The sequence below is a fragment of the Lachnospira eligens genome, assembly GCF_009680455.1.
Taxonomy (GTDB): domain Bacteria; phylum Bacillota; class Clostridia; order Lachnospirales; family Lachnospiraceae; genus Lachnospira; species Lachnospira eligens_A.
Genome location: NZ_WKRD01000002.1, coordinates 1 through 12,729, shown reverse-complemented (window position 1 = coordinate 12,729; position 12,729 = coordinate 1). Strand labels below are relative to the sequence as shown.

9 protein-coding genes are annotated in these 12,729 nt (G+C 38.9%); all 9 read left to right on the top strand.

From position 1 onward, the window contains the following. Positions 1 to 180 precede the first annotated feature (180 nt). The 9 genes from GKE48_RS02000 (at position 181) to GKE48_RS01960 (ending at position 11,983) form a co-directional block, all read left to right on the top strand. Positions 181 to 924, top strand: coding sequence for a polymer-forming cytoskeletal protein (locus GKE48_RS02000; RefSeq protein ID WP_022097320.1), 744 nt, complete (start codon positions 181 to 183; stop codon positions 922 to 924). Between the two features lie 12 nt (positions 925 to 936). After that, complete coding sequence (gene pyrH, locus GKE48_RS01995; RefSeq protein ID WP_119211800.1) at positions 937 to 1,641, top strand: UMP kinase; 705 nt, start codon at positions 937 to 939, stop codon at positions 1,639 to 1,641. Positions 1,642 to 1,663: 22 nt separating this feature from the next. Then, on the top strand, positions 1,664 to 2,215 hold the full coding sequence (frr, locus tag GKE48_RS01990; RefSeq protein WP_022097318.1) for a ribosome recycling factor: 552 nt from the start codon (positions 1,664 to 1,666) through the stop codon (positions 2,213 to 2,215). 74 nt (positions 2,216 to 2,289) lie between these two features. After that, positions 2,290 to 3,024 carry an isoprenyl transferase gene (locus GKE48_RS01985; RefSeq protein ID WP_022097317.1) on the top strand — a complete coding sequence of 245 codons (735 nt, stop codon included), beginning with the start codon at positions 2,290 to 2,292 and terminating at the stop codon, positions 3,022 to 3,024. Continuing rightward, entirely contained in the window at positions 3,025 to 3,843 is an 819-nt protein-coding gene (locus GKE48_RS01980) for a phosphatidate cytidylyltransferase (protein ID WP_334296462.1), read from the top strand. A 2-nt stretch (positions 3,844 to 3,845) separates the two neighbouring features. After that, a complete protein-coding gene (locus GKE48_RS01975) occupies positions 3,846 to 4,988 on the top strand; it encodes a 1-deoxy-D-xylulose-5-phosphate reductoisomerase (RefSeq protein ID WP_154300356.1) in 1,143 nt (380 codons plus the stop codon). A 3-nt stretch (positions 4,989 to 4,991) separates the two neighbouring features. Then, complete coding sequence (gene rseP, locus GKE48_RS01970; RefSeq protein WP_154300355.1) at positions 4,992 to 6,368, top strand: RIP metalloprotease RseP; 1,377 nt, start codon at positions 4,992 to 4,994, stop codon at positions 6,366 to 6,368. A gap of 21 nt (positions 6,369 to 6,389) precedes the next feature. Then, entirely contained in the window at positions 6,390 to 7,445 is a 1,056-nt protein-coding gene (ispG, locus tag GKE48_RS01965; RefSeq protein WP_012739098.1) for a flavodoxin-dependent (E)-4-hydroxy-3-methylbut-2-enyl-diphosphate synthase, read from the top strand. A 5-nt stretch (positions 7,446 to 7,450) separates the two neighbouring features. Continuing rightward, on the top strand, positions 7,451 to 11,983 hold the full coding sequence (locus GKE48_RS01960) for a PolC-type DNA polymerase III (protein WP_154300354.1): 4,533 nt from the start codon (positions 7,451 to 7,453) through the stop codon (positions 11,981 to 11,983). Positions 11,984 to 12,729: the final 746 nt, after the last annotated feature.

Here is a 12,729-nt window from a genome sequence, read left to right as displayed (position 1 = left end):
ATAATATACGGTGAGTATTAAAAATCCTCCGGAGTTTATATAAGACTCTGGAGGTTTTTTTAGAATGATATTATAACAAAATGTTGTCATAAGACTTCTAAATTTGTCGTGCGTATGCTATAATCTTATCAAACTGTGATATTGTGTAAAACTGCAGTATACGATATGGAGGATAATTTGATGGGATTATTTTTTAAAGATTTGAAAGATGATTTATCAGAATCAGTCAATAATTTACCAGATGATACTAATAAGGCATCTGATGACTCAGATGATGTAATGGTAAATACATTAGATGATCCTGAACTTGCCAAGATGGCAGAGGCTTTCAAGATGGAAGCACAGGAATATGATATGTCAGAAGATACTTCTTCCCCAGAAACAGATATGGGAAATGTGTCTGATAAAGATGAGACAAAAGAAGATATAAAGAATGCAGCAGAGAATCCTGAATATATAGCTGATGAGACTGCAGTTATTACGGAGGGACTTTCAATAAAGGGAGATCTTGACTCATTAGGTTCTATTGATTTATTTGGTTCAGTAGAAGGTAATGTTACATGCAGAGGAAAACTTACAGTAAGCGGTTCTATTACAGGAAGTTCTAAAGCTAACGAATTTTTTGCGAATGACGCACAGGTTGATGGCGATATAGAGGCAAAAGGTGCTGTAAAGATTGGACAGGGAACTGTAGTTGTAGGTAATATAACTGCTACATCTGCGGTTATTGGTGGAGCTGTTAAGGGCGATATAGATGTACATGGACCTGTGATAATTGATTCATCTGCTATAATTTCTGGAGATATTAAGTCAAAGTCAGTACAGATTAATAATGGAGCAACAATTGACGGACGCTGCTCACAGTGTTATGCGGATGTTAATATGGAAAGTATATTTGACATTAAAGGAAAAAAGAATAAATAACTGGAGGCACGTATGGATAACATTAAAAGAGTAATACTTAAACTTAGTGGTGAGGCTCTTGCTAAGAAAGAGGGCGGCTACAATGATGAGCTTATAGAGAATATTGCTAATCAGGTTAAGACAATAGTTGATAAAGGAACAGATGTTGGTGTAGTTATTGGTGGTGGTAACTACTGGAGAGGCCGTTCTAATGATAATATCGACAGAACTAAGGCTGACCAGATAGGTATGCTTGCAACAATTATGAACTGTATTTATGTTTCAGAGATATTCCGTTCACAGGGACTTAAGACTAATATTCTTACACCATTTGAATGTGGAAGCATGACAAAGCTTTTCTCTAAAGACAGAGCTAATAAGTATTTTGAAAAAGGCATGGTTGTATTCTTTGCAGGAGGAACAGGACATCCATATTTCTCAACAGATACAGGTATTGTATTAAGAGCTATTGAACTTGATGCAGATGCTATTCTTCTTGCAAAGGCTATTGACGGAATATATGACAGCGATCCTAAGATTAATCCGGCAGCCAAGAAGTATGATACAATTTCAATTAACGAAGTTGTAGAGAAGAAGCTTGGAGTTATTGATATGACGGCTTCAGTTATGTGCATGGAGAATAAGATGCCTCTTATGGTATTCGGACTTGAAGAAGAGAACAGCATAGTTAATGCTTTATCAGGAAAGTTTAATGGAACAGTAGTAACTGTTGATTAATATAATATTAATGGAGGATTTTATGGAAAATATTAAAGATATTGAAGGAAGAATGCAGAAGTCAGTTGACAACTTAAAGGAAGAATATGTAACAATAAGAGCCGGAAGAGCTAATCCACATATTCTTGACAGATTAAGAGTTGATTATTATGGAACACCTACACCAATCCAGCAGGTTGCCAATGTTTCTGTACCAGAAGCAAGAATGATTCAGATTCAGCCTTGGGAAGCAAGCCTTATTAAGGATATTGAGAAAGCAATTCTTGTTTCAGATTTAGGGCTTACACCTAACAATGATGGTAAGACAATCAGACTTGTGTTCCCTGAATTAACAGAAGACAGAAGAAAAGAACTTGCTAAGGATATCAAGAAGAAGGGTGATAATGCCAAGGTTGCTATCCGTAATATCAGAAGAGATGCCAACGATGCAATAAAGAAAGAGAACAAGGCAGGAGATATCTCTGATGATGAAGCTAAGAATTCAGAGGATGAAATTCAGAAGATTACTGATAAGTATATTGCTATGATTGATAGTGCTATAGATGATAAGACTAAAGAGATACTTACAGTTTAAGAAAATGTCAGGGCTGTTGGATATTTTACAACAGCCTTTTTGTAATTGAATGAATTGCGAGAGGAATCATAGATATGGATACATTTAACGAGAGTCTCGGATTAAAGATTCCGGGGCATGTTGCCGTTATTCTTGATGGTAATGGAAGATGGGCTAAGAAAAGACATCTCCCAAGAACAATGGGACATGTGCAGGGAAGCAAAGTTGTTGAAGATATGCTTTATGTCGTAGATGAGCTTGGTGTAAAGTATTTTACTGTATATGCTTTTTCAACAGAGAACTGGAAACGTTCAACAGAAGAAGTAAGTACTCTTATGGGAATCTTAAGAACTTATCTTAAGGATTGTGTTAAGAAATCCATGAAGAATAATGTGCGATGCAGAGTTATTGGAAGAAAAGATGAACTCAGCCAGGATATTATAGACAGTATCAATAATCTTGAAGAGAAAACCAAGAATAATACAGGGCTTAATTTTACTATAGCCATTAATTATGGTGGAAGAGATGAGATAACAAGAGCGGTAAGAAAGATTGCCGGCAAGGTATCAGAAGGAAGTCTTAAGCCTGAAGATATAGATGAAGATACAATAAGTAATAATCTTGATACTTGGGAATTGCCAGATCCGGATTTACTTATAAGAACAAGCGGTGAGCAGAGATTATCTAATTATCTGTGCTGGCAGCTTGCTTATACAGAATTTTATTTCACAGATATTTATTGGCCTGATTTTGACAGGGAAGAACTTATTAAAGCATTTGAGAAATACAATAAGACGGAAAGAAGATTTGGTGGAGTTAAGGAGGAGTAGATTATGCGTACAAGAATTATGAGTGGAGCTGTGCTCATAGTCATACTTTTCACATGCCTGTATTTCGGAGGCTGGGTTACATTTGGGTTCAGTCTGTTTATTTCACTTGTTGGAATGTATGAGCTTATTAAAGTTAAGAAGCTTGAGAAGACAGGACTGGCAGTTGTAGGATATATAGCGGCAATTACTTATTATTTTATTCTTTTGCTTAATGATCCGGCATATATTTTACTGCTTCTTGTTGCTTCATGCATACTTATGATGTCAGTTTATGTATTTACATTTCCAAAATACAAGACAGAAGATGTTATGTGGGTATTCTTCAGTATAGTATATGTTGCTGTAACACTTTCTTATATCTATCAGGTAAGAATGCTGCAGGATGGAATATATATCGTATGGCTTATATTCGTGTCTTCATGGGGCAATGATACATGTGCATATTTCACAGGTGTATTCCTAGGAAAGCATAAGATGACTCCAAAGCTTTCACCTAAGAAGACTTACGAGGGTGCAATAGGTGGAGTTGTCGGTGCGACACTTCTTGGATTCGGTTATGGATTTGCTATAAGCTCTAAGATGTCAGATGTACTTGTACATCCTGTATATACATTTGCAATAGCCAGCTTCATAGGTGCATTCCTGTCTATATTCGGAGACCTGGCTGCATCTGCTATTAAGAGAAATCATGATGTGAAAGACTATGGAAAGTTAATACCGGGACATGGTGGAATTATGGACAGATTCGACAGTGCAATATTCACGGCACCTGTTGTTTACTGGACAATAGAGGTTATTAACAAAGTCTTTGGAGGTTGATAATGAAGAACGTTTCGATACTTGGTTCAACTGGTTCAATTGGAACACAGACATTAGATGTTATCAGAAGAAATGCTGATATTAATGTAGTTGCGCTGGCAGCAGGTACAAGAGTTGCTGACCTTGCAGAACAGGTCCGTGAATTCAAACCACAGCTTGTATGTATAGGTAAAGAAGAACTTGTTCCAGAGTTAAAGACGCTTATCGGTGATATGGATGTTAAGATTGTAAGTGGTGACGAAGGTCTTATTGAGGCTGCAACAATTGAGAGTGCAGAGATTGTTGTCACAGCGGTTGTAGGCATGATGGGAATTACACCTACAGTTGAAGCTATCAAGGCACATAAGGATATTGCACTTGCCAATAAAGAGACACTTGTGTGTGCAGGTCATATTATTATGAGCCTTGCCAAGGAATGTAATGTTAATATATATCCTGTGGACAGTGAACATTCAGCAATATTCCAGTGCCTTAACGGCGAGAATCGTGGAGAAATAGAGAAAATTCTTCTTACAGCTTCAGGTGGCCCGTTCAGAGGAAAGAAAAGAGCTGATCTTGAAAATGTGCAGTTAGAGGATGCACTTAAACACCCTAACTGGTCTATGGGACGCAAGATAACAATAGATTCTTCTACAATGGTTAATAAAGGACTTGAGGTAATGGAGGCACAGTGGCTTTTCGGAGTACCAGCCGAGAAGGTTCAGGTTATAGTCCAGCCACAGAGCATAATCCATTCAATGGTTGAATTCAAGGACGGAGCTGTTATGGCACAGCTTGGAAGTCCTGATATGAGACTTCCTATACAGTATGCTCTTTATTACCCTGAAAGAAGAGAGCTTAACACAGAAAGACTTGATTTCTATGAACTGGCTAAGATTACATTTGAAAAGCCGGATATGGAGACTTTCAAGGGACTTAAGCTTGCTTACGAGGCAGCAGCGCGTGGAGGCAACATCCCGACTGCACTTAATGCAGCTAACGAAGTAGCTGTAGCAAGATTTTTAGACAGAAAGATAAAATATCTGGATATTCCGGATATTATAGAATACGCCATGAATGAAGTGGATTATATCAATAATCCAACAGTAGAGCAGATTCTCTCTACACAGAAGATAGTAACAGACATGATAGAAAGCAGGTGGTAGGAGTTGGTTCTTAATGTTATTCTGGCGATTCTTGTACTTAGTATAATTGTTATTGTCCATGAATTCGGACATTTTATAATAGCTAAGGCTAATGGCATAACTGTAGTTGAATTCTCAATCGGATTCGGACCGAAGCTGATACATTTCAGAAAAGGTGAGACGGAATATTGTATTAAAGCACTTCCTTTTGGTGGTGCATGTACGATGCTTGGTGATGAATTTCTTGAGATGAGTGTTATACAGTCAGAAGAAGATGATGAAGAACTCTCAGACGAAGAGAAAGAAGCTAAGAAAAGAAAGCTTGCTATCGAGAATGGATATGACATGGAAAAGTCATTTGCAAGCAAATCAGTCTGGGCAAGAATTGCTGTTATAGCAGCAGGTCCGGTATTTAACTTTCTTCTTGCTTTCGTATGTGCAGTAGTTATTGTCGGAAGTCTTGGCTATGATCCATGTGACATTGATGTTGTTAATGATAATTCACCGGCTACAGAAGCAGGGCTTCAGGAAGGTGATGTCATAACTAAGGTTAATGGGCATAAGGTAACATTTTACAGAGATTTTTATTTTTACAGGTATTATAATGCAGATAAGGCTCTTAATATAACATTTACAAGAGACGGTGAAAAGATGACAACAACTGTTACTCCGGAGCATATTAAGCAACAGAAGTATCAGGTTGGAATAATGATATCTGAGAATTGCACAATAAGCTCAGTGTCTGACGATTCACCAGCCAAATCAGCAGGACTTAAAGCCAATGATGTTATTAAGGCTGTGAATGGAGTCACAATGGAGACTAATTCGCAGATAACAGAGGCTATAACTTCAAGCGGTGGAAACAGTGTCACATTCACAGTTGCAAGAGATGGTAAAAATGTTGATGTAACAGTTGAGCCTAAGATGGTTGAAGTAGAAAGCTATGATGTGGGATTTGTTGTATATGGAGACAGAGTAAAGGTTTCTCCAATCGGCACACTCAAGTATTCAGTCAAGGAAGTCGGATACAGTGTCAAGACTGTAATTCAGAGCCTTGGTATGTTATTTACAGGAAAGATTGGGTTTGATTCATTGTTAGGACCTGTCGGAACTGTCAGCACAATGAGTGAGATTGTTGAAGAAAGTAAGGCAGATGGTGCATTTTATGTATTCCTTAATCTTATGAATCTTGCAGCACTTATCAGTGCCAACTTAGGAGTAATGAATCTGATGCCAATTCCGGCACTTGACGGAGGCAGACTTGTATTCCTTATAATAGAGGCATTAAGAGGCAAGCCGGTTAAGAGAGAGCATGAGGGAATTGTTAATTTCATAGGTATGATACTTCTTGTCATACTTATGGTTGTTGTATTGTTTAAAGATATAATGGCATTGTTCTAATACAGAAAGGACACAGGGGTTATGTACAGAGATAATACTAAAGTTGTTAAGATAGGAAAATGTGTTATAGGTGGTGGTAATCCTATTCTTATCCAGTCAATGACTAATACACATACAGAAGATGTTGCTGCAACAGTAGCGCAGATTAAGGAGCTTACCAAAGCTGGTTGTGAAATCATCAGATGCACAGTTCCAACTAAGGAAGCTGCACTTGCAATCAAAGAGATAAAGAAGCAGATAGAGATACCTCTCGTTGCAGATATACATTTTGATTACAAGATGGCTATTATGGCAATGGAGAATGGGGCTGACAAGATTAGAATTAATCCGGGTAATATCGGCGGAACAGACAAGATAAAGGCTGTTGTTGATGTTGCAAGGGAAAGAAATATACCAATCAGGGTTGGTGTCAACAGCGGTTCACTTGAGAAAGACCTTATTGAGAAATATGGCGGAGTAACAGCAGAGGGAATCGTTGAGAGCGCACTTGACAAGGTTAAGATTATTGAAGACTTAGGTTATGATAATCTTGTTGTCAGCATCAAATCTTCTGATGTAATGATGTGTGTTAAAGCACATGAGCTTATTGCAAAACAGACTAATCATCCGCTTCATGTTGGAATTACTGAGTCTGGAACAATATTCTCAGGAAGCATTAAGTCATCAATCGGACTTGGTCTTATACTGAATCAGGGAATTGGTGACACAATAAGAGTTTCTCTTACAGATGATCCTGTAAGGGAAATAGAGGCTGCGAAACTGATACTTAAGACTCTTGGCTTAAGAAAAGGTGGAATAGAGGTTGTTTCATGCCCTACATGCGGAAGAACAAGAATTAATCTTATAGACCTTGCAGGAAAGGTTGAGAAAATGGTTTCAGGGTATGACCTTGACTTGAAGCTTGCTGTAATGGGATGTGTAGTTAACGGACCGGGAGAAGCAAAGGAAGCTGATCTTGGAATTGCAGGCGGTGACGGCTGCGGAGTACTTATTAAACATGGAGAGATTATTAAGAAGGTTCCAGAAGAGGAACTTCTTGATACACTCAGGTATGAACTTGATAATTGGAATGAGTGATACATATGTACAGATTTTTTGAAGTGTTTAAGACGCTGAAGCTGCCAGAGGATCTGGCGGTGTATTTTGAGAATGTTGAAGTAACTAAAGTCTCGAAAACATCGACCAATTCTCTGGCACGCGTTTATATAAAGAGTGACAGGGTAATAGAAAAACCAATAATATTCAAGGTTGAGGATGCATTAAAGAAACAGATATTCCGTATATCCAACATGGACGTGCGGATTATCGACAGATATGTTTTGTCAGCACAGTATACGCCACAGACTGTAATGGATATATATTATGACAGTATCCTTGCAGAGCTGGAGAAATACTGGACACTTGAATATAATCTTTTAAAGAATTCCCAGTGGGAGTTCGAGAAAGAGGATATGCTTGTATTCACGATTGAGGACAGCTTTCTTGCGCATCAGTATGCGGATACACTTACAGATTATTTCAAGAAAATATTCCTGAACAGATTCGGGTTTGAGATAGATGTTGAGTATCAGTATGCCAAGAAGAAGGAAAGCCAGTACGAGAGAGAAAATGCATACAAGATTAATCTTCGTGTCAAAGAAATTGAGAATAATATGATGGCGGCAGCAGAAGATAATGCCGACGGCAGGGATGATAAGAAGCTTACATCTGAACAGAAGGCAGCAAAGAAAGCTGAGACAGCAGCCAAGCAGAAGGCGGCTAGAGCAGCATTTTTTGCAAGCGATAACAGAGGCAGGGAAGAGCTTAAGACATACAGCAGAAAGCCTGCTAACGAAGATGTTTTATATGGAAGAGATTTTGACGGTGATGTAACACCGATTGAACAGATAGATACGGCAATCGGAGATGTTATTATCTCTGGTATGGTCCGTAATGTTGAAATGCGTGAAATCCGTAACGAAAGAACTATTATTATGTTCAATGTCACAGATTTTACAGACACAATTACAGTAAAGATATTTGCAAAAAATGAGCAGGTACCGGAGCTTTCAGGTGTTATCAAGAAGGGGAATTTCTTAAAGATTAAGGGTAATGCTACATTTGACAAGTACGACCAGGAAATATCAATTGCCAATGTGTGGGGCATAAGAAAAGGCTCTGATACTAGACAGGTGCGTAATGACCTCGCACTTCATAAGAGAGTTGAGCTGCACTGCCATACCAAGATGAGTGATATGGATGGTGTGTCTTATGTATCTGATATTATCAAACAGGCAATCAGATGGGGACATAAGGCAATTGCAATTACTGACCACGGTGTTGTTCAGGCATTTACAGATGCATTCCATACGATGAGCGACCTCAAAGGCTCTTATGCCAAGAAGGGTGAGAAACTTGATTTTAAGATAATATACGGAGTCGAGGCATATCTTGTTGATGATACCAAGCAGATTGTAACGAATCCGAGAGGACAGAGCTTTAACGATACATATGTTGTGTTCGACCTTGAGACAACGGGCTTTTCTGCGGAAGTTGACAGAATTATAGAGATAGGTGCAGTCAAGGTGTGCAATGGTGAGATAGTAGACAGATTCTCTACATTTGTTAATCCTGAGATTCCTATTCCGTTCAGAATTGAGACACTTACGCACATTAATGACCAGATGGTTATGAATGCACCTAAGATAGAGGAGATTCTGCCTAAGTTTCTTGAATTCTGCGAGGATGCTGTTATGGTTGCACATAATGCGGAATTCGATACGAGCTTCATAATCAATAAGGCAGAAAAGATTGGTATAAATGTGGATACTACCATTATAGACACAGTGCTTCTTGCACAGTTTCTTATGCCTAATCTTCATAATTATAAGCTGGATACGCTTACAAAGCATCTTAATGTTGTACTTGAAAGCCACCACAGGGCGGTTGACGATGCTGCTGCGACTGCAGACATATTTGTCAAGATGATTAAAATGCTTTACGACAGGGATATTCCTGACGTTGATAAGCTTAATGAGGAAGGCAAGATGGATGAGAACGCCATCAAGAAGCTTCATCAGTATCACTGTATAATTCTTGCTTCTAATGAGATGGGAAGGATTAATCTGTACAGACTTGTTTCTGCATCACATTTGCAGTACTTTAACAGATTCCCTAAGATACCGAAGAGTCTTGTTAACCAGTACAGGGAAGGTCTTATTATAGGAAGTGCGTGTGAGGCAGGTGAGCTTTTCAGAAGTCTTGTAAATGGTCGTTCAGAAGCAGAGATAGCGAGAATAGTTAATTTCTATGACTATCTTGAGATACAGCCAATTGGCAATAACAGGTTCATGATTGAGAAAGAGGATTGCTATGTCCAGAATGAGGAGGATTTGCGCAATCTGAACCGCAGAATAGTAGAACTTGGCGACAAATTCGGCAAGCCTGTTGTGGCAACCTGCGATGTGCATTTCTTAAATCCAGAGGATGAAGTGTACCGTAGAATTATCATGGCAGGAAAAGGCTTTGATGATGCGGATAATCAGGCACCGCTGTATCTTCATACTACTGAAGAAATGCTTCATGAATGTGATTATCTAGGAAGCGACAAGGCATACGAGGTTGTTGTAACCAACACTAATAAGATTATGGATATGTGTGAGGAGATTGAGCCTGTAAGACCGGATAAATGTCCTCCGTTCATTGAGAACTCTGACCAGATGCTTCGTACAATCTGTGAAAACAGAGCTCATGAGATATATGGTCCGGAGCTTCCACAGATAGTAACTGAGCGATTAGAGCGAGAGTTGAACTCAATTATCTCTAACGGATATTCCGTTATGTACATAATTGCACAGAAGCTTGTATGGAAATCTAATGATGACGGTTATCTGGTTGGTTCAAGAGGCTCGGTTGGTTCTTCATTAGCAGCAACAATGGCGGGTATCACCGAGGTTAATCCGTTAAGCCCGCATTATCTGTGTCCAAAATGCTACTATAATGATTTCTATTCAGATGAAGTCAAAGCATTTGCCGGAGGCGCAGGCTGCGATATGCCTGATAAGATATGCCCAAAATGCGGAGCGAAGCTTAATAAGATGGGATTTGATATTCCGTTCGAGACTTTCCTTGGTTTCAAGGGAAACAAAGAGCCTGATATCGATCTTAACTTCTCCAATGAATACCAAAGTAAGGCTCATGCCTACACAGAGGTTATCTTTGGAAAAGGGCAGACCTTCAAAGCTGGAACTATCGGTACTGTCGCAGAAAAGACTGCGTATGGTTTTGTTATGAAGTATTTTGAAGAGAAGTCAGCAAAGAATGCACTTGAGGGCAAGCCTCCTATTGTTAAGAGAAAATGTGAGATAGAACGAATAGCAGAAGGCTGTATTGATATTAGAAGAACTACAGGACAGCATCCTGGTGGAATTGTTGTACTTCCAATTGGTGAAGAGATTCATTCATTTACACCGGTACAGCACCCTGCAAATGATATGACGACATCTATAATAACAACACATTTCGATTACCATAGTATTGACCACAACCTGTTAAAACTGGATATCTTAGGACATCTTGATCCTACAATGATACGAATGTTACAGGATTTAACGGGAATTGACCCTCTTGAGATTCCACTAGATTCTAAAGAGGTTATGTCACTGTTCCAGAACACTTCTGCGCTAGGAATTAAGCCTGAGGATATAGGCGGCACAAAGTTGGGAGCACTTGGAATACCAGAATTTGGTACTGACTTTGCCATGCAGATGCTTATGGATACCAAGCCGCAGTATTTCTCAGACCTTGTACGTATCGCAGGACTTGCGCATGGTACTGATGTATGGCTTGGCAATGCACAGACTCTTATTAAAGAAGGAAAAGCTACTATTTCAACAGCTATATGTACACGAGACGATATTATGATATATCTTATCCAGAAGGGACTTGATTCAGAGGAATCATTTAAGATAATGGAAATGGTCCGAAAGGGTAAGGTTGCATCCGGTAAATGTAAAGAATGGCCGGAGTGGAAGCAGGATATGATTGACCATGGTGTACCGGACTGGTATATATGGTCATGCGAGCGAATCAAGTACATGTTCCCTAAGGCACATGCTGCAGCGTATGTTATGATGGCATGGCGTGTTGCATACTGTAAGGTATTTTATCCGCTTGCATATTACACAGCTTACTTTAGTATAAGAGCCACAGCATTTGATTATGAGAAAATGGCTATGAGCCCTGTAAGGCTTGAACACTACATTGCTGAGTACAAAGCCAAGAAAGCAGAAGGTACAATCTCTAATACAGAAGAAGATGAACTTGGTGTAATGCGTATTGTTCAGGAAATGCATGCAAGAGGCTATGAATTCACACCTATAGACATATATAAGGCAAAGGCAAGAACATTCCAGATAATTGATGGAAAGATTATGCCATCATTCAAGGTTATATCAAAGGTAGGTGAAGTTGCCGGAGAGTCAATAGAGATAGCCGCCAGAGATGGCGAATTCTTATCAAAGGATGACTTACGCCAGCGAGCCAAGATAGGACAGTCAGCGATTGATAAGCTTTCAGAGCTTGGAATACTTGGAGATATGACAGACAGCAACCAGTTGTCACTGTTTGACCTGTAATGGGGAATTGAGGTGAGTGTGATGATGGCTTGGGCTGAGAAAATGTGTTAAGAGGATGTGCTAAGTGGATGCGCTACGGTGATGTTTTGCGATGATGTGTTGCGGGGCATTACTGGGTGTGTTATGGGGCAAACACCTACTAAAAGCTATCGGATAGCAGAATTAGTGGGTGTTTTTTTTATAATATTGCTATGGCTTCAGAGCAGAGACCTACTAAAGTATCTAAGTATTGTACTTTGGTAGGTTTTTTTCTTCCAATTTCATAGAATAAAACAACACATTGCTTGTGATTGACCTACGCAATAAGCTGTATTGGATGTTTGCGTGTGCTTTTATTCTGAAAATATCTCAACCAGCAAGAATTATCACCTACTAAAAATGCATACAGGAATATAACAGTAGGTCTTTGATTTCTGATTACAATGTAAATGTGCAGAAAGTCAGTAAACAAGCGGCTTCGCAGGCATGTCAGTCCCGCTTAAAAGTCAATGATTGAAAAAAATTGAACTTTTTTGAAACTTTTTGAAAAAAGTTGTTGACAATGTGTGTACCTGGTGATATTATATACAAGTCGCCGCGGTAAGCGGTAACAAATAAGACTTAAAACACCAGATAAATACTGGGTTTGAGCGATATAGATCTTTGATAACTGAATAGAAAGACAACCTTGAAATTCTTTGAGAATTTTAAAATGATTCATTAATGAATCTTGCGAGTATCGAAAGATACACGAACCTAAACAGTAA